The following is a 23,058-nucleotide window of genomic DNA, read 5'->3' on the forward strand; positions in this document are numbered from 1 at the left end:
ATCTACAACGATTCTACCGGGAAACAGCCCATATTCCCGCATTCCGGAGCCGTGGACGGGAAGCTGCATGGCTATGCACGGCCGCTGGCCGCGCCTAGGGCGCTCCAAAAGGACCGTGCCCGGGGGCCTATACACCCACCGGCCCTTCCAGCGCTCTACACGGCGTTGGGAGCATTTTCAATAGTCCGGCCGGAGGCTACCCGTAGGTGTCCCGTGGTCCACGGCCGTTGACGGTCCGGCCGCCCTTGCGCCAGCTGGGCGCGGAAGGGCCCAGGACCTGGATGCTGGTGACCACACCGTCGCCGAGTTCCATGCGGAATTTCTCCAGCAGGCTGGTGCTGAGCAGCCGGAGCTGGGTGGCCCACGCCGTGGAGTCACACCGGACGTGCAGGGTTGTGTCCGTAAAGCTCTCCGGGGTGCAGTGTGCGGAGATCTCCGGCCCCACCAGGGCCGGCCATTCCGCCATGACGGAGCCCACTGCCACCGGTGACGTCCAGCCGCGTTCAGCCACGAGGCGTCCCACCACCTTGCCAAGGCCCAGGGGATCACGGCCGGTGGAATGGAACTGGCTGAAGCCGCGGGTATCCCGGATTCCGCCCCTGGCTTTCTGGGAGCCAGGCCGAACGGCCTTCCTGCGGACTTCGCCCCGGGCAGCGGCGGCCTCCCGCATCCGGTTCAGTGCCGCCTGCGGCGCATCGATGTTGTCGGGATCGCGGCCGGGCTGCAGTCCGCCTCCGTTGTCACCGGCCCTGCTCATCAATACCTCCCGGGATGACCTTCACGCGCCGGCCGGACAGCTCTTCCGGGATATCGGCGTCGACGGCGGCGGTCACCAGGACCTGTTCCGCGCCGGAGACTATTGCCGCCAGTTTACGCCTGCGCTGGACGTCCAGCTCGGCAAAAACGTCGTCAAGGATCAGGATCGGCGCAGAGCCGCCGGTGCGGGCGTCGTCGAGCATCACGTAGTAGGAAGCAAGGCGCAGGGACAGGCACATGGACCAGGTTTCGCCGTGTGAGGCGTAGCCCTTGGCCGGGGCCGGCCCCAGGATGAGTTCCAGTTCATCGCGGTGCGGTCCCACCAGCGAAATGCCCCGTTCCAGTTCTTTCTTCCGGGACTCCGCAAAGGCGCGCACGTACCGTTCCGTGAGCTGTTCCACGGAAAGCCTGCGCAGGTCCTCCGTCCCGACGGCGTCCCCAGGCAGGTCGCGCGGCGCATCCGGCAGGGGGGCGCCGTCGTCGTCCATCTGGTTCTGGAGCGTGGAACGGTACGTGGCATCGGCGGGCTTGGATGCGTCAGTCAACTCCGCATAGGCGCGGGCAAGGTGGGGCCGGAGGCGTTCCACCAGCTCAAGGCGGGCGTGGAGGAGCTCGGCACCGGCCCGGGCCATGTGCTGGTCCCAGACATCCATGGTTGCCTCGTGCCCGGACGTGAACTTTCCGGACCGCGCCGATTTGAGCAGGGCGTTGCGCTGTTTCAGCACACGGTCGTAGTCGCTGCGCGTTGCGGCGTGGTGCGGAACGAGGCTGGCCAGCAGTTCGTCCAGGAACCGCCGGCGGTTAGCTGGATCGCCCTTCACCAGGGCCAGGTCTTCGGGAGCAAACAGGACCGTCTGGCAAATCCCCAGCAGGTCCCTGGCCCGGACGGGATTGCTGCGGTTGATCCGCCCGCGGTTGGCGCGGCCGGCATTGATCTCAAGTTCCAGGATGGTGGTCTGGTCCCCGCGGACCAGCCGTGCACGGACCAGCGCCCGGTCGGTTCCGAATCGCAGGAGGGGGGCGTCGGAACTGACCCGGTGGGAACTGAGCGTGGCGAGGTACCCGATGGCTTCCATCAGGTTGGTCTTGCCGATGCCGTTGTATCCCACCAGGACGGTGACGCCCGGCTCCAGGGCAAGGTCAACCTGGGCGTAACTGCGGAAATCGGTCAGTGAGAGGTGTTCCAGGTACACGCGGGCTTCGACAATTCTGGGGACGACGGCGGTCCCCGGTGGGTGCTACTTGGCGGGACGGGTTGCGTGGCCGCCGAATTGATGACGGAGGGCGGAGACCATCTTCATGGCAGGTGAACTGTCCTCCCTGGACTCAAAGCGGGCGAACAGCGCCGCGGTGATGGCCGGGGCGGGAATTGCGTTGGCAATGGCTTCCTCCACCGTCCAGCGCCCTTCCCCGGAATCCTCCACGTAGTCATCGATATTCTGCAGGCCCGGGTCTTCCTCCAGCGCCTTGACCAGCAGGTCAAGCAGCCAGGACCGTACCACAGTGCCTTTTTGCCATGCCCGGAAAGTGCCGGGCAGGTCGTTGATGATGTCCTTGGATGCAAGCAGCTGGTAGCCCTCGGCGTACGCCTGCATCAGGCCGTACTCGATTCCGTTGTGGACCATCTTGGCGTAGTGCCCGGCGCCGATCCCGCCGACGTGGACGAAGCTGTCCGCGCGTTCGCCCTCGGGACGCAGGGCATCGAATACCGGCAGTGCGCGTTCGATGTCCGCCGCATCCCCGCCGGCCATCAGGCCGTAGCCGTTCTGCAGGCCCCAGACTCCGCCGGACACTCCGCAGTCGGCGAAGCGGATGCCCTTGGCGGCAAGGAGTTCGCCGTGCTTCTGGTCCTCGGTGAAGCGGGAGTTCCCGCCGTCGATCACCAGGTCACCCTGGTCCAGCTTGTTCGAAAGCTCCGTGATGACCGCATCCGTAATCGCGCCGGCGGGGACCATCACCCAGATCAGCCTGGGAGCAGGAACTGCGGCGAGCAGCTCATCCACGGAGGCAACATCGGTGACGTCCGGGTTGCGGTCGTAGCCGGTGACGTCCAGCCCGCCCTTGCGCAGCCGCTCGCGCATGTTGAATCCCATTTTGCCAAGGCCAATCAGTCCAATGTGCATCAGGAACTCTTTTCTGCGCGAGGGGGCGGGCTTCATTATGGGCGGCCCGGAACGACAACAATTCTGGGCCCACGCCGCCAGGGTTCCCTGGCCGTGGAGCCCCATCGGCGAGGGGCCCTGCCTGAGCTTGCGAAGGCTGGGAGCCGATGGGGACTTGCGAGGCGAGGGTGGCGGTGGGGACTAGTTGGGGAGGCGGACCGGCATCACCAGGTAGCGGTAGTCGTCCTGGTCCTCGCCATCGGCGTCTGCCTGGGCCGTGATCATTGCCGGCTTCGGCGCTGAAGTGAAAGAGAAGCGGACGAACTTGGTTTCGATCACGCTCAGGCCCTCCACCAGGTAGTGCGGGTTGAAGGCAACGGTGATGTCGTCCCCGGAAAGCTGCGCTTCCAGTTCTTCCGAGGCCTGGGCGTCCTCGCCGGTGCCGGCGTCGAGGTTCAGCTGGCCTTCGGTGAAGGCAAGCCGTACCGGGGTGTTCCGCTCGGCCACGAGTGAAACACGGCGGACCGCCTCAACCAGTTCCTGGGTTTGCACGGTGGCGTGGATGGGAGTGGATTCCGGGAAAAGCGAACGGATCTTCGGGTAGTCGCCATCCACAAGCAATGAAGTGGTGGTGCGTCCGCCGCTTTCGAAGCCGATCAGGCGGCTGTCGTCGTCAGAGAGTGCGAGGTTGATGTCCCCGCTGTTGCCGAGTGTCTTGGCTACCTCGTTGAGGGTCTTTGCCTTGACCAGGGCGCTGGTGGAGATGCCGGGCGTCACAGGCTTCCACGGCACTTCGCGCATAGCCAGCCGGTACCGGTCCGTGGCCAGGAGGGTGATGAGGTCGTCCTCGATCTCCATCCGGACCCCCGTGAGGATGGGGAGGGTGTCGTCCTTGCTTGCGGCGATGATCACCTGGGAAACGGCCTGGGCGAAGGCATCGCCGGGAACCGTGCCGCTGATGGCGGGAAGTGCGGGCAGGGGCGGGTATTCGGCTTCGGGCATGGTGGCCAGGTGGAAGCTGCTTCGGCGACAGGTGAGTGTCACCTTGTTGCCGTCGGTTTCGACGTCGACCGGAGCGGAGGGAAGGCTGCGGCAGATATCCGCCAAGAGCCGGCCTGATACCAGAATGGTGCCTTCGTCCCGGATGTCCGCGGCAATTTCCAGCCGTGCGGAGGTCTCGTAGTCAAAGCTCGAGAGGCTGACGGTGCCGGCTTCGGCCTTCAGGAGGAGGCCGGACAGGACGGGTACGGGCGGCCGCGGAGACAAGGACCGGGCTGTCCAGGTGACGGCTTCTGCCAGGACGTCCCGATCGACTCTGAACTTCACGGAAGGGTGCCGCCTTTCATTGCTGCTGCGTTTGGGTTCCGGCACTCCCGCGGTAGGAGTCCCTGAAAAGTGTTGTCTCCGCCCTGTTTGGCGCATGGTTTGCACTGGGCGGACCACGCACGGACCCAGGGATGGGAGCGCTGCTGACAGCTTAGCCGGAACATCCGGGATTAACCCATCCCCCAGTCCGGCCCCAAGGGGCCCGGGCCGCCTGGCCCGCCCGGCAGAGGTGTGCGGATCGATCTTGTTGTTTGAGGGACTTCGATTTTTAGGGATTAGTAGTGTTAATAACTGCTGTGGAAACTGTGGATAACCGTGCTTCGGCCCGGGTTCGAGCGGTTAAGCCCTGTTCATGGACTGTGGGTGGAGCAGGTTTTAAACAGGGTGTGGATGGGGATAGAAATTTTCGCCATTTTCGCGATCCACAGGCGGCTTAAGGGTTTTAAGCCCATTAACCGCGGTTGTCCCCTTAACTATCCACAGGCTTATCCACATGCGCCTGTTAATAAGGTATAGGTGGCGGGTCAGGAATCGCGCTGCTGTTGCTTAATCCGGTTGGTCAGCTCTGTCACCTGGTTGTAAATCACACGGCGCTCGGCCATGAGTTCACGGATCTTGCGGTCCGCGTGGATGACCGTGGTGTGGTCGCGGCCACCGAGCTCCTGGCCGATCTTGGGCAGGGACATGTCGGTGAGCTCCCGGCACAGGTACATCGCGATCTGCCGCGCCGTCACCAGCGTGCGCGTACGCGACTTGCTGCACAGCTCTTCCATGCTGAGCTTGAAGTAGTCAGCTGTCTGCTGGAGGATCTGGCTGGACGTGATTTCCTGGGCGCCGTCGTCCGTGATGAGGTCCTTGAGGACCATTTCCGCCAGGGCCACGTCCACCGGCTGCCGGTTGAGGCTGGCGAACGCCGTGACGCGGATCAGGGCGCCTTCGAGTTCGCGGATGTTGCTGGAAATCTTGGAGGCGATGTACTCGAGGGCGTCATCCGGTGCCGAAAGTCCTTCGCTGAGGGCCTTCTTCCGGAGGATGGCGATGCGGGTTTCCAGTTCCGGCGGCTGGATGTCCGTCAGCAGGCCCCACTCAAAGCGGGATTTCATCCGGTCCTCGAAGCCCGCCAGCAGCTTGGGCGGCTGGTCCGAGGTGATGACCACCTGCTTGTTGTTGTTGTGCAGCGAGTTGAATGTGTGGAAGAACTCCTCCAGCGTCCGGTCCTTGCCGGCCAGGAACTGGATGTCGTCGATGAGCAGCACGTCCACGTTGCGGTACGTGGTCTTGAAGCTGGCGCCTTCATCGTCCCGGATGGAGTTGATGAAGTCGTTGGTGAATTCTTCCGAGTTGACGTAGCGGACGCGGATTCCGCTGTAGAGGCGCCGGGCGTAATGGCCGATCGCGTGCAGCAGGTGCGTCTTGCCCAGCCCGGAATCGCCGTAGATGAACAACGGGTTGTAGGCCTTGGCCGGCGCTTCGGCAACTGCCACTGCCGCAGCGTGCGCGAAGCGGTTGGACGAGCCGATCACGAACGTGTCGAAAACGTACTTGGGATTCAACCGGCCGAACTCGTGTGACGTACTGGGCAGCATGGGCTGCGGCTTCTGCTCCACCAGCTGGTCCGAGACGAAGGACGGTTCGACGACGGGTTCGGGCTCTTCGTGCACGGGCACCAGATCGGTGTCGACGTCGATGGCGCACCGGATATCTTCCGAGAAGACGCTGTGCAGGGCATCGTCGAGGGCATCTTTCACCTGAGTCTGGAGCACTTCGCGGGTGAGTTCGTTGGGTACGGCCACCAGGAGGGTGGAACCGATCAGGCCCTGGGCCTGGGCGAGGATGACAAAGCCGCGCTGCCGCGGGGAAACGCGGTGGTCCTGCTCCAGCAGGCTGACAACGCGGCGCCAGGAACTTCCGACAGTATTGGCGTGGTTGGCTTCATCTACTGTCATCAATGGGTTCCCTCAAAACTTGCTTTGCCTGCAATACCTGCAGCCCAAAGTCCGGAACCAGGATGCTGGCCCAGCTTAATCCACAGGGTTATGCACAGTACGTGGATAATCGGCTACTGGGCCACTCTAGGGGATGAAAAGCCTAGAAGATAGCTGGCCAGTTGCTTGTGGATAATTACACGGGTGTGGTTCCCAAATGGGGGCTGTGAGCCACTTCATCCACAGGCTTTGAGGGGTAGTTAGGAACAGCTGGGGACAGCGCCCGGGGGCGGTCCCGGTTTGACGCCAGGGCTCGAATTGCCCTAACGTTGTGAAGTCCTTTGTGTCCGCTTTTTGGCCCCATTGAATCTCCCAGACGCTCCGCGTTTGGGCAGCCGGGGGAAGCGTGCATATACAAAACTTAGCGTCGGCCAGTTCTTCCCCATACTGATCGGGTGGGCGCACCTTTGATCCACTGGAGTAACTAACGTGAGCAAGCGGACTTTTCAGCCGAATAACCGCCGTCGAGCCAAGAAGCACGGCTTCCGCCTTCGTATGCGTACCCGTGCCGGCCGTGCCATCCTGGCAGCCCGCCGTGGCAAGGGCCGCACCGAGCTGTCGGCCTAAATAACCTGACTTGTCGGTAGACATTCCTTTGCGAGTTTAAGGTGCTGGCCGCCCGCAACCGCCTGAGGACCGCTACCGATTTTTCAACAACTGTACGTTCCGGTGTCCGCAATGGGCGCCGGAACGTAGTGTTATATGCGGCAGCCATCGCTGCCGACGAACCCAGCCGGATCGGGTTCATCGTTTCCAAGAGTGTAGGGAACGCTGTGGTCAGGAACCTCGTTAAGCGGAGACTGAGGGAAGCGGGTGCCGCCTCGCTGCGCGAGCATGGCACCGGTTTCGCCATAGTGGTCCGGGCGCTTCCCGCGTCCGCCTCTGCCAGCTGGGACCAGCTGCTGAAGGACTACAACGCTGCACTGGAATCGACGCTGACCCGGCTGGCCGGCCGCCCCGCGAAGGCGGCCGCGAACGGTTCGGCTGGTACAACACAGGAGGGGACATCGCGTGCGTAACGCCACCGCCGTCGTCGCCCGTATCCGACCTGTATCCGCCGCCGTCGGAATGTTCCTGTGGAACATTCCCCGGAACATCCTCATTGTGTTGCTCAAGGCTTACCGCAAGGTGGTTTCACCCTTGTATGGGCAGGTCTGCCGTTTTTTCCCTTCATGCTCGGCCTATGCCCTTGAAGCGGTCACTGTCCATGGCGCCGTCAAGGGAAGCTGGCTCGCAGTCCGGCGCCTCGGCCGCTGCCATCCATGGAACGCCGGCGGTGTGGACCACGTCCCCGCCGGGAAGCGGGACTGGCCGGAGAGCCAGGCCCCCACAATTGTTGTGCTGAACAACCCGGACAAGTACCTGGCTGCTCGGACTGATGGAGAAGGCCGCAGTGCGGCCTGACGAATAGGGATAAGTATGGACTTCTTTGAAACAATCATGTTTCCGTTCAAGTGGCTTGTGTCCATCATCATGGTGGGCTTCCACGAGGGCCTGACTGCCATCGGCCTGCCCGAGGCATCGGGCTGGACGTGGACTCTTTCCATCATCGGGCTGGTGCTCGTGATCCGCGCCGCCCTGATTCCCGTGTTCGTGAAGCAGATCAAGGCGCAGCGCGGCATGCAGCTCCTGCAGCCGGACCTGAAGAAGCTCCAGGACAAGTACAAGGGCAAGACCGACCAGCTGTCCCGCCAGGCCATGGCGCAGGAACAGATGGCTATGTACAAGAAGCACGGCACCAACCCGTTCTCGGCCTGCCTGCCCATGCTGATCCAGATGCCGTTCTTCTTCGCGCTGTTCACCGTCCTGTCCGGCATCTCGGGTGCCCGCGACAAGGGCGAAGGCATCGGTGCCATGAGTCACGACCAGGTAGTGCAGTTTGACGACTCCACCATCTTCGGGGCACCGCTGAATGCCACGCTGCTGCACGGTGGCGGTGGCGAGAACCAGATCACTGTTGCCATCCTCTCGATCCTGATGATCCTTGCAATGACGGCGTCGCAGTTCATCACCCAGAAGCAGATCATGGCCAAGAACATGTCCGAAGAGGCTATGGCCAGCCCGTTCATGCGCCAGCAGAAGATGATGCTGTACATCCTGCCCATCGTCTTCGGTGTGGGCGGCATCAACTTCCCCATCGGTGTCCTGATCTACTGGACCACCACCAACCTGTGGACCATGGGCCAGCAGTTCTTTGTCATCCGCCGAATGCCGACGCCGGGATCCCCCGCCGCCAAGGCCCTCGCCGAGCGCCGTGCCGCCAAGGGCCTGCCGGCCCTGTCCATCCTCAGCGGCAAGAAGGAAGACGAGGCCGATGCCGCCGCGGCGGCAGCCATCGCCGAACCCAAGGGCCAGCGTGTCCAGCCACAGCGCAAGAACAGGAAGAAGAAGTAATGTCAGCCGAGAGCACCGAACACGCCCTTTCTGAAGACATGATCGAAGACCAGGACGAGTCCTTGAACGAAGAGACTTCCTCCCCGAAGGTGTCCGCTGTCAGCCGTCTCGATGAAGAGGGCGACATCGCGGCGGACTACCTTGAGGAACTGCTGGACATCGCCGACATCGACGGTGATATCGACATCGAGGTCCGCAATGGCCGCACCTACATCTCGATCGTTGCCGAGGAAGAAACCGAAGGCCTGGAGAGCCTGGTGGGCGAAGACGGCGAGGTTCTGGAAGCACTCCAGGAGCTCACACGCCTTGCGGTGCTGTCCGCAACGGAGAACCGGTCGCGGCTGGTCCTTGATATCAACGGGTACCGCCAGGAGCGCACCGGCTACCTGCAGAAGATTGCTGAGGACGCCGCTGCTGCCGTGAAGGAAAGCGGCAAGCCGGTGGCATTGGAGCCGATGAGCGCCTACGAACGGAAGATCGTCCACGACGCCGTTGCAGATCTGGGGCTTGTCAGTGAGTCCGAGGGCGAAGGCAGCGGACGCCACATTGTTGTATCCGCAGACTAGAGAATTGCTGGCCCGCTGAACATGGTTGACATCACGGCAACTGAGCTTTTGGCCGCCGAAAAAATCTTCGGCGACCGCCTTGATCTGGCCAAGCGCTACGTTGAGCATCTTGCCACCTCGGGAACTGAACGTGGCCTTATCGGCCCGCGGGAAATCCCCCGGCTGTGGAGCAGGCATGTTCTCAACTGCGCCGTCATCGAGAGTGAGATTCCGCAGGGCAGCCATGTGGCCGACGTCGGCAGCGGGGCCGGCCTGCCCGGTCTCTGCCTCGCCATTGCCCGGCCCGACCTGGAACTGACCCTTATAGAGCCCCTGGAACGCAGGGTTATATGGCTCCAGGAGGTGGTGGACGATCTCGGGCTGGACAATGTCACCGTGATGCGAACGCGTGCAGAACTGGCTGTTGGGCATGTTGACGCCGACGTGGTGACGGCAAGGGCAGTCTCCGCACTGAGCAGCCTCGCCGGGCTGACCATTCCCCTCTTGAACGGCAAGGGCGAAGTTGTTGCGATCAAGGGACGAAGTGCCGGCGAAGAAATCGAAAAAGCCGCCAAGGTGATCCGCAAACTGGGCGGCGTTGAAACGTCAGTCCTGACCGTGGGTGACAACCTGCTTGAGGAACCCACCACGGTAGTGCGCATCGTTGTAAACAAGTCCCAAAAGAAGTCCTAGTCCTGGCCCGGTAGCCGTAGTCTGCCGGGCCGAGCAGTTAGGCTAGTCAACGGCAGCAAAAATGGCTGAACGAGAGTGAGTGTGCCCCAGTGACCAGTAGTGAAGCCTCCGCACAACGGATACCGCCGTTTGTGTCATTGGGGTCAGCTCGTTCCGTCACTGGGCCGGGCCTTGCCTCAGGCCGGGGCGGTAATCATCCCCAATCGGTAGCGAATTCGGGCTCGGCCTCCCTGGTTTCACGTGAAACAACTCCAGCCGGTAGGTCCAACATTATTGATGCAATTGATGATTCCAGCCCTATCGCCCGCGAACTCGCGCACGAGACCAAGCGCCGGGAGCGCCTCATGGGCCGTAAGCTTCCCCGGCCGGAGAAAACCCGGATCTTCACAGTTTCCAACCAGAAGGGTGGGGTGGGAAAGACCACCACCACCGTAAACATTGCGGCCGCACTGGCAGCAGCCGGACTGAACGTCCTGGTGATCGATATCGACCCGCAGGGCAACGCGTCCACAGCCTTGGGCATTGAGCACCACGCGGATGTCGACAGCATTTACGACGTCCTCATCAATGACGTGCCGATGGCAGATGTGGTGGCCCAGTGCCCCGACATTGAAAAGCTCATTTGCGCGCCGGCCACCATTCACCTTGCAGGCGCAGAGATCGAACTGGTGTCGCTGGTGGCGCGCGAGCAGCGGTTGCGCCGGGCCATTGATGTTTATGCCAAGACGCGTGAAAAGAACGCTGAGGAGCGGCTCGACTACATCTTCATCGATTGCCCGCCAAGCCTTGGCCTCCTTACGGTTAACGCGTTCTGTGCTGCCAACGAGGTCCTCATCCCCATTCAGTGTGAGTACTATGCGCTCGAGGGACTCAGCCAGCTCCTGAAGAACATTGAGATGATCCAGAAGCACCTCAATGACGAACTGGAAGTTTCCACGATTCTGCTCACCATGTATGACGGCCGCACCAACCTTGCTGCCCAGGTTGCTGCCGAAGTTCGCACGCATTTTCCGCAACAGGTGCTGTCCGCTGTAGTACCCCGCTCGGTCCGCATTTCGGAGGCGCCGAGCTACCAGCAGACCGTTATGACGTATGACCCATCCTCCAGTGGCGCTCTGTCTTACCTGGAAGCCGCTGCTGAAATAGCAGAACGCTAGAAATCTTCAAACTGCAACGACCGGAACCGGCATTGCCTGGTTCTACCACTGGAGGGATTTATCCATGAGCGAGAAGCGACGGGGCCTAGGCCGCGGTCTTGGCGCGCTGATTCCAAGTTCCGCCGCGTCCAACGGGCAGGGCAACGGTGCAGCAGTATCCCGCCCGGTTGACCTCTTCTTTCCCGAGGGACGGAAGAAAACTGATTCGCCGGATGATGCTGCGGGTTCTGCGCAGTCCGTTGCAGACAAGCTGATTGCCTCCCCTGCCCCCAGGTCCACGTCGAGGCCTTCCAAGAAGCAGGATGCTGATTCGCGGGATGCAGATACTTCTTCTTCCGCTTCCGATTCTGCCGGGACCAGGAAGCAGGCCGGTTCCCCCGCCGCTGCTGCTGCATCCAAGAGTACGGCGCGCAAGGGTTCGCCTGCCAAGGCAGATGTCCAGGATCCGGTCCAAGCAGAAGCCCGCGACGACGCATCCCCGGAGGAGTCGGCAGCTGAGCCGGTAGCTTCCCCTGCGGTGATCGACGACGGTGTAGAGCTCGTTGAGGTCCCGGGCGTCCGGTTCGCTGAAATACCGGTCACGGATATCCATCCGAACCGGAAACAGCCGCGAAACGTCTTCGATGAAGACGACATGGCGGAACTGGTCCACTCTGTACGTGAGATCGGCGTTTTGCAGCCAATTGTTGTCCGAAAATCAACGGAATCCGGTAGCGAGCCCTTCGAACTCGTCATGGGCGAACGCCGGTGGCGGGCAGTCCAAGCGGCCGGGCTGGACACCATTCCCGCTATCGTCCGGGATACCACCGACGATGACCTCCTTCGCGATGCTTTGCTCGAGAACCTCCACCGGAGTCAGCTCAACCCTTTGGAAGAGGCGGCGGCCTACCAGCAGCTTCTCGAGGATTTCGGCACGACCCACGAGCAGCTGGCAGACCGGATCGGGCGTTCACGCCCGCAGGTATCCAACACACTGCGCTTGCTGAAGCTTCCTCCCCTGGTCCAGCGCCGCGTTGCCGCCGGAGTCCTTTCTGCGGGGCATGCCCGTGCCCTGCTTGCCCTTCCGGATGCTGCGGCGATGGAACGGCTGGCCCAGAAGATCGTTGCTGAAGGCATGTCCGTGCGCGCCACGGAAGAGGCTGTCACGCTGTACCAGGATCCCGCCAAGCCAGTGAAGAACAACATCCCCCGTCCTGGTGCACGTCATGAGCGGCTGGACTACCTCGCGTCCTCCCTGTCTGACCGTCTGGATACTAACGTGAAAATCTCCCTGGGTGTCCGAAAGGGGAAGGTCAGCATCGAGTTTGCGAGCGTTGAGGACCTGAACCGCATTATGGATGTGTTGGCTCCTGGTTCGACGAATTAGTCCGCACTCTGAAGGGCCCGATTCACCGTGAATTGGGCCTTTTTTGCGTCTTCTGGGGCGCGTTGAACTGTCCCGCGCATCTCCGGCTTCGGCAATATCTGCGTCACGAACCAGACTTGAATTTGGACCGTCCCATCACCTGCTTTCGGTGTGCCACATTTTTTCTCTCTTCTCGCGGTTAGAAGGGCCAATCAGGTCTGATGCGCCTTTCCCCTACCATGCGCATCTCGGGCTTCAGCGACGTTTTGAGCTTTAGACCGGTGTCCCCTTCGTCCGTGGGAAGGAACCGTTTCACGTGAAACACCCCGGTTATCGCTGTAAGACGGGGCAGAAACGAGGGCCAAAGCAATGCCCTAATGCACTGTGGCTTTTGTTGTTTAGCAGTACGCCAGGAGCTTTAGCTGTTTGCCAGCGCCGGGCGAGTGAAGGAACACCAGCAATTCCCGGGCAGTTCCGAGCAGGACTTGATGAATCGTGAGCTGATGCCGATGGCATTGGCTAGCCCTAGGAGGCCCTCAGCAGCCCCGTTCGCGTGGATAACCGCGCGGCTACAGGAAACTCAATTTGTCATGAACTTGCGGTCCCCCTTGGTGCGGTGGTGTAAGGCGTGGCGAGAGTTCATTGGAGAATTCCATCTGTGATCCCGTTTCTCCCATGGGCCCGACAGTTGTTGACCCAGGGACATGTACGTCTGTAGACGCTCGCCCGGTGAAGTGCGGCCGACCATCTGGCGGTTCCGGGCAACTTCCTTGGCGCCCCTTTGTACCTCTGAGTATGAACAATGTAGCGGTGCGGACCGTCGTGCGCGCTTTATGTGAAACTGTGCCCAACTAGTCCGGGAAAATCGACCCCCAATGAACTTCTAAAACAAGGCAGGTCCCCCACCGGGGTGATCAAGAGTGGACACGAAGTCTGGGACCAAACGGGCGAGCATTGTGAGAACCGAAATGTCCGCTGCGGGAAGTTACGGGGCGTATCGAACTCCTGCTACTAGATACATCCTTCTAGCAGTCAGGGCGCTTGCCGCGCGCTTGCACGGACTCTCTAATACGACTTGAGCGAAGCATCGCGACAAGCGCAAGGATCCATACACCAATACGCCAAGTTCGCAGCTCATGTGCCGGAGCTGCCGCTGCCGCTGGCTCACTAGTGTTTCACGTGAAACAGGTGGTTGGCTGGCTGGGCCATCACCAGAATATGTACAGTCAGGCAATAGGTACCTAAACCAGCAGCACTCCTATCCTGCGGGGGCTTACTTAGGAAGGCAGAGACCTTTCACCCCAGCGATGTGTTGTACAGACTCCTACTGACCGGTCCAATCTCGATTGTCCCCATACCGACGGACTTATCACGTTCCGGTGCGCGCGGAGCTAAAGCCTCAAACCTCTATTCGAGCTGCCCGCGGCGTCGCGCCGCAACACTGCGGCTCGCGAATCCACCAGAGGAGTCTGGCTCGTTGAACGACCACCCAGGGCTGGCACATCCATCTGGACTCAGTAATGGGGCTCAGTGGAAGACTGCTGTCCCCCGCCGCGTTGCGTTGCTCGCCGTGCAGTCCAAGGCCACGACATCGGTGCACCATTGATGTCCTCCACGCCGGCAGACCGCGGGAACGGACTACATGTGGTTCGGCCTGTCCGGAACACAATGATGGGCACCGTGTAAGCCTTGGGGTCATCCTTGCCAGCAGGAGGAGCCGCGGCCCACCATCCCGCTGGCACCATACGAGGTGCTGAATGCTGCACGTGGGTGTCTAGAATGATCGCCTGCCTGACTCCCAGGTGAACATCCCACTGACGGGTAACATGTGACGTGCACGTGTCCCACGGTCGCTCGCCTGGGCCCGGTGATGACCCTTAGTGAGTCAGGCCGTCGCTGGTGCCGGCCGTATGCAGGTCCAGAAGCATAGATTTCGTCGGTGGATATTGTTGTGGATAACTCGGTGGATACCTTGTCCCCTCTCGTTCGTTTCCGGAGGGAAACGCCGCCCGTGCCGGTCGGCATGTGCCGGTCACCCCCAGTCGACTTGCTCCATGGAGCTGTTTCGCCGTTGCCATGTGTTTCACGTGAAACACTGCCAGCCTGCTGGAAGGGGCACTAGGACCCCGATTGAACACGTCGTGCAGACGCCGCCGGTTGATTTCGCGCCTATTTAGAGCGGCTGCTGGGACACCGAAGGGCGCGCGCATCGAGCAATAACTACTCCTGGTCGAGCTGAGGGCGAGCCCAGCACGGGAAGCCCCATGAGTACGACCGCTACTGCGGCTCCCCGGACATCCACACCTCATCCCTAGGCCTGTGGATAACAGTGTGCATAAAATCGCTAGGTGGCTGTGGATAAGTTGTGGACGGTAGGGAGAGCTGATGCGAAAGAACTGCACAATAGCAGGTTCTGCACCTTAGGCGGAACACCTAAGGAGAGCACGATACGAGCGACGCAGTGGCAACCTGCGGCAACTCGGTCAGCCCTAAGCTACCGATCTCTCACACGCCGAAGCTGCAATTGATGATCAAGGCGACATCCCACTGTGCCCATGTGCTCGCAGCTAGCCAAAGGTACTGGTTGGTGGACCGGAATCCCCAATGGTTGGAGGATCGTGCCCAAGGGCTGAATCCCGGTTTTCCTTTGCAAAGGCTGGTAAGCGCAGTCCGGATTAGCACAGTCTGAGTGAGCATAGTCGCGGTGAGCTCCTTGTACCCGCGGGGCACGCCAACTGTTCCTGCAAAGGGAAGCAGAGGCAGCGGCGCTGGCCTACGTCGCCGCCGGTGATTGCATCGCACGATGCCCTGAACGGGTAACCTCACCGGCAGCCAGAGGCTGCGGGGCGGCTGCGGCTGCAAGCTCTTGGACGAATAGCACAATGGGTCTGCTGGTAATGGGGCCCCAGCGGATAGGTCCGGGGCAGGTTCCGAGGTCTGTTTCAGGAAGTGCGTGTTCCTTCCTGGTGCTGCTGGCATCCTCGTGCTCCTGCCTCCAATTACAGTGTGCATTGGATTGGCACTACTGAATGCCTTGCCTGGCTAACCTCACAGCACCGGGAATGCGGCCTGTTTCACGTGAAACAGAACATAGGCCCCCGAAGGGGACCACTAACCACTGCTGCATGTCCAGGTGTGGCCGGCCGTAGGATCCAGCGGCCAAACGATGAACGGTCACGTTGTCGGGCCTGCTATTTGAGGTGAGCGGCCCCTTTGGACGATCCTGCCAGGTGGAGCGACCGTGGCGGAACGATGCCAGCTGGTTGCACTTAAAGACACGCTAGTAGGCTCACTTAAGGGCACACCATCACACCAGTAGGCTGATGTCCCAGGCAGCCCTCGCGTTTTCAGTCATACAGCTCTCCACCTTTAGGCTGCTTGCTCGATGGTACGTTTTCGTCTGCACAGCAAGCTCTATGGTCCGGCGCAGACTCTCATTTCGCAATTGACGCCCCTTTGCTTCCGGAGCCGTTGAGGATTCGTGCTTACCGGGACAGACTACATAGGTCTAATGGACTGACCCGATAAGCATTTGGGGCCGTTGCCCATATGGTACCCGCATCCACGTGGCCCCCTGCGCTGAATGCGATCCCGCACGCTTTGTTGAGGTGGAACGCAGACCGCCGACTGGCAGAGCAGATCGGAAATTGCCGGCACACGGAACTGTCGCGAGGAATGAGCTAGCTCTTTCTGCGACTGGTCTCCGACGCGCCGCCGTCGGGGCAGGTTTGGCCCTTCAAAGCGGTCCATCCGCAAAACCCTACGCTCCGCAGCGGCGCGCCCCGTACTGCGTCGCGTCGTTTGACCAGGAGGAGCGCGGCGCTAGGCGTTGTAGCAGCACGCTGGTCCTTCTGCGCTACGATAACAACTCATTTTGTATTAGGGGAGCAGGGAGAATAGCCTGGTGACGTGCAGCTGGCCCGCCCGTGCCGTTGCTGCCTGGGTTAGGAGCGGAGGGTATTGCCTAGACGGTGTGCCCCAAGATGGACGCGATGATCTCTGTTTCACGTGAAACGCTGGACATTAGTGCTGGCGCGTTCTTGTGTCAGCTGTGGCTCTCAAGAGTGGCACGGGTCTTGCAGCCGAGCGCCAAGGGGACCGATCTTGGAACAAGACTTCGTGTTGCTGCTCAACGTTGAGTCGACATTGCGGATGACTCGTGACTGTGCTTGCATGGGCGGCGAAGCCACAGGGCTAGGAAAACATCATTTCCCGACGGGGCGAAGATCACGCAGGCAGTACCTCTGAGGCGGTCAGCATGAGTGCGTTTCACGTGAAACAAGGCTCCTGTCAAACAGGAGCGACAAGAGCAGTCGCATGAATCAGGTTGGTGGGGCAACCTGGGCTCCGGAGAAGTCTTCTATGGGTGACCATTGGCGTGCATCGAATGTGAGCCGCTTAATTGAACGTTTCACGTGAAACCGCCACCGAGGTGCTGCTGGCCGCCGGCGTCTGCAAGCACGTAGACAGCCAAATCGAGGAACACAAAAAAGTGGTCATCACCCGGAGGCGATGACCACTTCTATGCTTCGCTGCGGAGGAGCGAACTAGGACAGGACGTCCGAGAATTCCTTCTCAAAGAACTGCTTCGGCTTTGCACCGATGACCGTGCTCTTCACTTCTCCGCCCTGGAACAGGTAGACGGCGGGAATCGAGGTAATGCCGTACTCCGCAGCAATGGAGGGGTTGTCGTCGACGTTCACCTTTACGACATCGACCTTCTCGCTGTATTCCACGGAGATTTCGTCGAGGATCGGACCGAGCTTACGGCAGGGGCCGCACCATTCAGCCCAGAAATCGACAATTACCGGCTTTTCAGAGGACAGGACGTCCGTTCCAAAACTTGCGTCAGTTACATCTTTTGCGTTGCTCATTGCCTTCTCTTTCTCCTCGGTTCGTATTTGCAAACTTATGCAGGCACGTTAGCCAGGTAGTGTTCCACATCGATAGCCGCCACACATCCCGAGCCGGAAGCCGTTATGGCCTGGCGGTAGGTGGGGTCGATGACGTCTCCGGCAGCAAAAACGCCGGGAATGCTGGTTTTGGAGCTCCGGCCCTGTACGGCGATGGTTCCTTCGGGCGTCAGGTCCAGGACGCCCTTGATCAGATCAGTTCGGGGATCGTTGCCGATGGCGACGAACACCCCGGTGACAGCAAGATGCGACTCCGTACCATCAAGGGCGTTCTTCAACCTGAGGCCGGTGACTTTGTCTTCACCGAGGACATCCTCCACGGTGCTGTTCCAGATAAAGTTGATCTTCTCGCTGGCCAGCGCGCGGTCTGCCATGATCTTGGATGCCTTAAGTGAGTCACGGCGGTGCACTACCGTGACTGATTTCGCGAACTTGGTGAGGAACAGGGCCTCCTCCATCGCGGAGTCACCGCCACCAATCACGGAAATATCCTGGTCTTTGAAAAAGAAACCATCGCAGGTTGCACACCAGCTCACGCCATGGCCGGAAAGCCGCTTCTCGTTGGGCAGCCCCAACTCGCGGTAGGCGGACCCGGTGGAAAGGATGACTGCCTTCGTCCGGAAGGTCTCCCCCGTTGCAATGGTTACCCTCTTAACGGGGCCCTGAAGATCGAGCGCCGTTACATCCTCAAACTGGATTTCAGTGCCGAAACGTGCGGCCTGCTTCTCTAAGTTCTCCATGAGGTCCGGACCCATGATGCCGTCGGGGAAACCCGGGTAGTTCTCGACGTCGGTGGTGTTCATCAGTTCACCGCCTGCGGTCACCGATCCTGCCAGCAGCAGCGGCTTCAGGTTGGCGCGGGCCGTGTAGACGGCGGCTGTGTAGCCAGCCGGTCCGGAGCCGACAATGATGACATCACGCACTTCGGACGCGGTGTTTTCTGCGATGGTCACTGAACGGTGAACCTCTTCCTTACTTGACGCGCCTCGCGGTGGAGGCCGACCACATGGCACAACTGCTACTGGATGCTGAATATTCCGGCGCTGGAAATGGGATGACAGCCGGCGAACGGCAAAGTACAGCCCCTCCAGGCGTTCTTTCCAGATTACCGTCCCCCCACAGCGCGGGACGACAGGATGCCACGCCGCCGGGCCGAACATGACGCGATGCGACACCTCGGCCGGGCACCATCGGCAGTGTGGACAAAAGGAACGGCCCTCCCCCGAAGGAAAGGGCCGTTACCTGAAAACTACCGGACGCTCATGGAGCCGCTACTGGATCTTGATCTCCGCCAGGCGGATACCGTACCCATAACGGGTCTTTGGCGCCGCCAGCTTGGGAACGGAGTTAATCGACACGATGACGTACTGTGCCTCGGCAGGTTCTGCCAGCGGCATGTTGAGGTCAGTCGACGTGAAGCTGCTGGTTCCTACAGCCTTTGCCCCGTCCAGGGATGGGCGGTCATTGGTGTAGACGGTGATGTTTCCGCCGGAGCCACCCAGCTGGGACAGGGTGACGGAGGATACGGTAGCGGGCTTCTCGAGTTTGACCACGAGCGGCACACCCTGGGGTGCCAGGCCACCCCAGTTTTCGGTGGCGAATTCCATGTCTGACCAGTAGCTGGCGGCATTCCCGTCGTAGGCCTTCACCAGGTCGCCGTCGAAGGTCGCGGCAAAGTCGAAATTGCCCTGGCGCGAAACACTTTCGATTGCGGGCGGTTCGGCAGGTGGAGCAGAGTTGGGTGCCTGGGTTGCCGCGGCTGATGCTTCAGGAGCACTGGTGGTGGCCACGGGTGCGGGGTTGTTTGCCTGCGGCTGGGAGAAGAGGCTGCCCAGGCCGGTCAGCGCCCAAACGAGGCCGGCAATGAGGACGACGGCAAGCAGCCCGCCCACAAGCCAACGCATGGATCGGGGTTCCCGGTCAGGCTCGTCCCGGTCACCGTCGTAATCCCCCGGGTCCGCGAAGGAGACGCCTGCAGCCGCAGGCGCTGCAGCACGGGCGAACATGGCCGGCTTTTTGTTGACCGGCTGGGGTTCATCTTCCGGCTCTGAGTCATCGTGGTATTGCCCCTGCTGGTCCGCCTGGGCGTAATCGTCGTCGGACCAGAGCGACACCTTGGGCTTGCCGGTACCGGCATCCGTGGCATCCTTGCCCGGGGCTGTGGCGGGAGTTGGAGCCGAACCGCTGGATGCTGCCTGCACCGGCTGGGCGGCGGTGGCATCCGGATCAGCGTGGCCCGCTGCTGCTTTGCCGGCAGCGGACCCTGCGACCGCAGCTGCCCCGCCCGCAGCAGCCCCGCCCATAACCGAAGCTCCGCTTCGGCCGCTTCCCGGTGCAGCGGCGGGACGAGCGGGAGGCTTGGGCGGCACAACAGGTGCGGTCCGGTAGGGGTCCACCTGGCTCTGGTGGCTGTCGCCGTAGTTGATGTACCCGGCGTCGACGTGGTCTTCCTCGTCGTAGGGCTCAGGCTCACGGGAGCGGGGCTGGCCGAAGATCTCGCTGCCCAGCGTGTCCGTGAAGAAGGGCTCCACGTAGGGCGGGTTCGAGGCGACAACAAGGTCCAGCAGGTCCGCCGCGGATGTGTGGTTGGTAATAAGGTATGTGGCGGCATCACTCACGCCGAGGTCCAGCACCTGGACGGTGCCCGGCCGTTCACCCGTTGCTACCTCGCGGGCGCTCTGCGCAACCTGCTCCGTGTTCTGCGGACCGGCAACCAGGATGCTGACCGGCCGGTTCAGGACCTGGTCCACACCGTCCAGCACCAGATCGTGGTCGTGGGAGGCCAATACAGTGGCTGTGACCTTGTAGCGGCCGCCCAGTACTGATCCGACATCGATCGGGTTGGACACGTGTTCCTCCTAGACTGTCCGGGGTCGCCGGCATAGATGATGCAACCCCCGTTCAGGGACCCGCCGAGTGGCTTGCCCCCGAATGCAACTCCCCCTGTACCTTTCCGATCCTAGCGGATTGCGTCCGGCACGCCGTGGACAACGGCCTTCGGGAGCGGCCGGAAACTCACTTTTTACGCCGCCGCCGCTGCTTGAAGTAGGGGTTCTCGCCGGCCTTCCCCTGGAAGGTGCGGCGCCCGGGCAGCGGGATCTGCTCGCGGAGCAGCCCTCCCCGTGCGGTGCCGGGCTGGTCCTCGCCGGGCAGGTACCCGTCGTCGGACTTATCCTGGCCGCCGCCGTGACGGTCGCCGTCGTAAGTTCCCGCGCCGCCGGTCGTCCGCTCCGGCTCCGGTCCTGCTCGGAAGGAAACCGCATCAAATTCACCCGAGATCCTCGGGATTAGGCCGGTGTCCACGGACGTGGTGGCGCGCTCGGGGCGGTGCAAGGCTGCCTCGGCGGACGCGCCTTCCACGAACGGGGTCCCCTCCGGAGCGGACGACGGCGGAGCCCCGCCTTCCGCGGCAGGTGCAGCGGGGGTGCCGCGGCCCAGACGGCCCAGCAGCGGGCGGAGCAGGTCGCGCAGCTCCGCAACCCGGAACAGCTTGAGCAGGAAGAAGTAGGCCACCAGCATGACGGGGCCCACCACCACCACCGTGATCAGTGCGGTCAGGCGGTTTTGCCAGGCAAAGCCATCGGGACTGTAGCTGCCCATGAGCCAGAGTGCCCCGGCGCCGGCGATCGCCGAGCCCAGCGCCGCGTAACCCATCCGGATATACGAATTGGCAATCCGTGGCCCGTCCAGATGGCCCAAAAGCCGGCGCAGGAAGTAGGCGCTGATGACCACGGAGAGGATGTTTCCCACCATATAAAGGATGGCGATGGCATAGATGATCTGGTTCACCGGCAGGAACTGGATGGCAAACGCGCCCGCCACATAGACCACCGCCAGCAGCAGCTGGATGTAGAACGGGGTCCGGGCGTCCTCGTTGGCGTAAAACACGCGCGACATCATGAAGTTGGCGCTCATGAACGGCGTGCTGAGGGCAAGGATAGTGAGCGTCTGGGCCAGCATCACGCCGTCTTGCCGGGAGCCGCCGGAGAAGAACATGCCCAGCGGGCCGGCCAATGCGAACAGTGCCAGGGCGCCGAAGACGGTGGCGACGGCCATGGTCCGCAGTCCGTGCGAGAGGGCGTCGCGCAGCTCGTCCCGGTTGCCGTCCTGCGATGCCCGGGTCATCCGGTTGAACAGCACGGTGGCGAGGGACAAGGCGATGATGGAGTGCGGCAGCAGGTATAGCTGGCTGGCCACCTCCAGGACGGCGTTGCCGGGCAGCAGCTCCGCGGCGGGGTCGCCGGCCTGCTGCAGCCGGAGCCGCTCCGCGCCCGGGATGGTGGCAATGCGCATGACGTACAGGAAAGCGAGCTGTCCGACGGCGGCCGTCAGCAGCGTCCAAACGCTCAGCTTGGCTGCCTGGCCCAGTCCCACGCCGCGCCAGCCGAATCGCGGCCGCAGGCCCAGCCGCAGCCGGAAGACGGGAATCAGCAGGATGGCGGTCTGGGAGACGACGCCGATGGTTGAGAAGCCCGCCACGAAGAAGGTCTGCGTGTCCCCCCAGTTGGCCAGGGTGTGGGGACTGAACTCATTGGTGCCGAAGATCCAGATAAACATCCCAAGGCCGGCGATGGCCACGATGTTGTTGAGGATGGGCGCCCACATGGCCGGCCCGAACGCGCCATTGGCGTTGAGGACCTGGGTGAGGAGGGCGTAGAGGCCATAGAAGAAAATCTGCGGCAGGCACCAGAAAGCGAAGGTGACCGCCAGTGCCTTTTGCTGAGGTGAATAGCCCTGGGTGGTCAGGTCGATGACCCACGGGGCGGCCAGGGTGACCATGGCCGTCAGGCCCAGCAGGAGCAGGACAGCCAGCGTGAGCAGCCGGCTGATGTAGTCGGCTCCCCTGTCCGGCGCTTTACTGGCCTTGATGATCTGCGGTACCAGGACGGCGTTGAACACGCCGCCGGCGACCAACAGGAAGATCAGGTTGGGAAGATTGTTGGCATTGATGAACGTGTCATTGACCGTTGAGCCAAGCCCCAGGGCCGTACCGAGCATCCAGGTCTTGCCGAATCCCAGGAAACGCGAAACCAGGGTCCCGGCGGCCATGATGGCGCTGGACCGGGTTTCGCTGGCACCCGCCGCGACCTGCGGGTTATCCGGCCCGGCAAGGTCCGGTCCGCCCGCTTCCGGGGGCACGCCTTCGGGAACCGCATCGCCCGGGCGGCCGCCGTTATCGGAAGGAGAGTTGGTAGCTGACATCGAGTTCATCGTCTCACCCGCGGGGGCTTATCGCCGCAACGCCCGGGCGCCAGCGCGGCAGGCACATTGCGGGACGGCCACGCGGGCCCTCCTATAGGTGTCCGGGCAGGACCTCACGGGCGAGGTCGGCGATGCGCCGCTCGTTGGGAAAGGAGAGTTTCCGGGCCAGTTCCTGGATGGGCACCCATGCCACGTCCACGGCTTCCTGGTCGGGATCGTTTTCGATGGTGAGTTCGCCGCCCGTGGCGCGCAGGAGGTAGTGGTGCACGGTCTTGTGGACGCGGTGGCCGCTGACGGTGAACCAGTAGTCGATGCTTCCCAGCGGGGCCAGGATGCTGCCCTCGATGCCGGTTTCTTCGGCGATCTCCCGGACCGCCGCCTCTTCATTGTTTTCCTTGCCCTCCGGATGGCCCTTGGGCAGGCACCACTCGAGGCGTCCGCCCCTGTTAAGGCGGGCGATGATCGCAACCCTCAACTCGGCGTCGGACGTATCCACCACCACGCCGCCGGCCGAGACTTCCTCCACCGTGGGCAGCGAGGCCGGTGCCGAATGCTGGGCAGGGGCAACGTGCGCACCGATCGCCGACGGCAATGGTGCGTTTGTCCTCCTGCCTGGAGCGCTCGGTACTGGATGGGCCAT

The 23,058-nt window shown here is 62.2% G+C and carries 18 protein-coding genes; 8 read left to right on the plus strand and 10 right to left on the minus strand.

From position 1 onward, the window contains the following. Positions 1-196 precede the first annotated feature (196 nt). The 5 genes from AC5RUO_RS12510 to dnaA form a co-directional block, all read right to left on the minus strand. Positions 197-757 carry a DciA family protein gene (locus AC5RUO_RS12510; protein ID WP_494011396.1) on the minus strand — a complete coding sequence of 187 codons (561 nt, stop codon included), beginning with the start codon at positions 755-757 and terminating at the stop codon, positions 197-199. Beyond that, complete coding sequence (recF, locus tag AC5RUO_RS12515) at positions 741-1,949, minus strand: DNA replication/repair protein RecF (RefSeq protein WP_494011397.1); 1,209 nt, start codon at positions 1,947-1,949, stop codon at positions 741-743. Before recF ends, AC5RUO_RS12510 begins: the two co-directional genes overlap by 17 nt. A gap of 45 nt (positions 1,950-1,994) precedes the next feature. Further along, complete coding sequence (gnd, locus tag AC5RUO_RS12520; RefSeq protein WP_494103687.1) at positions 1,995-2,879, minus strand: phosphogluconate dehydrogenase (NAD(+)-dependent, decarboxylating); 885 nt, start codon at positions 2,877-2,879, stop codon at positions 1,995-1,997. A 180-nt stretch (positions 2,880-3,059) separates the two neighbouring features. Then, complete coding sequence (gene dnaN / locus AC5RUO_RS12525) at positions 3,060-4,184, minus strand: DNA polymerase III subunit beta (protein ID WP_009357111.1); 1,125 nt, start codon at positions 4,182-4,184, stop codon at positions 3,060-3,062. 524 nt (positions 4,185-4,708) lie between these two features. Then, the gene (gene dnaA, locus AC5RUO_RS12530; protein WP_009357110.1) at positions 4,709-6,130 is read right to left on the minus strand and encodes a chromosomal replication initiator protein DnaA; all 1,422 of its coding nucleotides are present in this window, start codon (positions 6,128-6,130) and stop codon (positions 4,709-4,711) included. A 468-nt stretch (positions 6,131-6,598) separates the two neighbouring features. Between dnaA and rpmH the strand changes: the two genes are divergently transcribed. The 8 genes from rpmH (at position 6,599) to AC5RUO_RS12570 (ending at position 12,324) form a co-directional block, all read left to right on the plus strand. Then, positions 6,599-6,736 carry a 50S ribosomal protein L34 gene (rpmH, locus tag AC5RUO_RS12535; RefSeq protein ID WP_003800212.1) on the plus strand — a complete coding sequence of 46 codons (138 nt, stop codon included), beginning with the start codon at positions 6,599-6,601 and terminating at the stop codon, positions 6,734-6,736. A 41-nt stretch (positions 6,737-6,777) separates the two neighbouring features. Next, the gene (gene rnpA / locus AC5RUO_RS12540; protein ID WP_494011400.1) at positions 6,778-7,188 is read left to right on the plus strand and encodes a ribonuclease P protein component; all 411 of its coding nucleotides are present in this window, start codon (positions 6,778-6,780) and stop codon (positions 7,186-7,188) included. Further along, positions 7,181-7,573 carry a membrane protein insertion efficiency factor YidD gene (gene yidD, locus AC5RUO_RS12545; protein ID WP_494103688.1) on the plus strand — a complete coding sequence of 131 codons (393 nt, stop codon included), beginning with the start codon at positions 7,181-7,183 and terminating at the stop codon, positions 7,571-7,573. The genes rnpA and yidD overlap by 8 nt, the downstream gene beginning before the upstream one ends. 15 nt (positions 7,574-7,588) lie before the next feature. Continuing rightward, the gene (yidC, locus tag AC5RUO_RS12550; RefSeq protein WP_494103689.1) at positions 7,589-8,563 is read left to right on the plus strand and encodes a membrane protein insertase YidC; all 975 of its coding nucleotides are present in this window, start codon (positions 7,589-7,591) and stop codon (positions 8,561-8,563) included. Continuing rightward, positions 8,563-9,129, plus strand: coding sequence for a Jag family protein (locus tag AC5RUO_RS12555; RefSeq protein ID WP_494103690.1), 567 nt, complete (start codon positions 8,563-8,565; stop codon positions 9,127-9,129). Before yidC ends, AC5RUO_RS12555 begins: the two co-directional genes overlap by 1 nt. Positions 9,130-9,150: 21 nt before the next feature. After that, positions 9,151-9,801 (plus strand): 16S rRNA (guanine(527)-N(7))-methyltransferase RsmG, encoded by a 651-nt coding sequence (rsmG, locus tag AC5RUO_RS12560; RefSeq protein ID WP_494103691.1) that lies wholly within the window; start codon positions 9,151-9,153, stop codon positions 9,799-9,801. Between the two features lie 89 nt (positions 9,802-9,890). Continuing rightward, complete coding sequence (locus tag AC5RUO_RS12565) at positions 9,891-10,958, plus strand: ParA family protein (RefSeq protein ID WP_494103692.1); 1,068 nt, start codon at positions 9,891-9,893, stop codon at positions 10,956-10,958. 64 nt (positions 10,959-11,022) lie between these two features. Beyond that, positions 11,023-12,324 carry a ParB/RepB/Spo0J family partition protein gene (locus tag AC5RUO_RS12570; protein WP_494103693.1) on the plus strand — a complete coding sequence of 434 codons (1,302 nt, stop codon included), beginning with the start codon at positions 11,023-11,025 and terminating at the stop codon, positions 12,322-12,324. Positions 12,325-16,850: 4,526 nt separating this feature from the next. Here AC5RUO_RS12570 and trxA read toward each other — a convergent pair. The 5 genes from trxA to AC5RUO_RS12595 form a co-directional block, all read right to left on the minus strand. After that, the gene (gene trxA, locus AC5RUO_RS12575; RefSeq protein ID WP_138137210.1) at positions 16,851-17,177 is read right to left on the minus strand and encodes a thioredoxin; all 327 of its coding nucleotides are present in this window, start codon (positions 17,175-17,177) and stop codon (positions 16,851-16,853) included. Between the two features lie 35 nt (positions 17,178-17,212). After that, positions 17,213-18,169, minus strand: coding sequence for a thioredoxin-disulfide reductase (gene trxB, locus AC5RUO_RS12580; RefSeq protein WP_494103694.1), 957 nt, complete (start codon positions 18,167-18,169; stop codon positions 17,213-17,215). Between the two features lie 318 nt (positions 18,170-18,487). Continuing rightward, entirely contained in the window at positions 18,488-20,065 is a 1,578-nt protein-coding gene (locus AC5RUO_RS12585; protein ID WP_494103695.1) for an ABC transporter substrate-binding protein, read from the minus strand. Between the two features lie 166 nt (positions 20,066-20,231). After that, positions 20,232-22,418 carry a murein biosynthesis integral membrane protein MurJ gene (murJ, locus tag AC5RUO_RS12590; RefSeq protein ID WP_494103696.1) on the minus strand — a complete coding sequence of 729 codons (2,187 nt, stop codon included), beginning with the start codon at positions 22,416-22,418 and terminating at the stop codon, positions 20,232-20,234. Positions 22,419-22,509: 91 nt separating this feature from the next. Further along, a complete protein-coding gene (locus AC5RUO_RS12595) occupies positions 22,510-23,010 on the minus strand; it encodes an NUDIX hydrolase (protein WP_058269716.1) in 501 nt (166 codons plus the stop codon). Positions 23,011-23,058 lie beyond the last annotated feature (48 nt).

This window comes from Arthrobacter sp. Y3221087, from assembly GCF_059089905.1.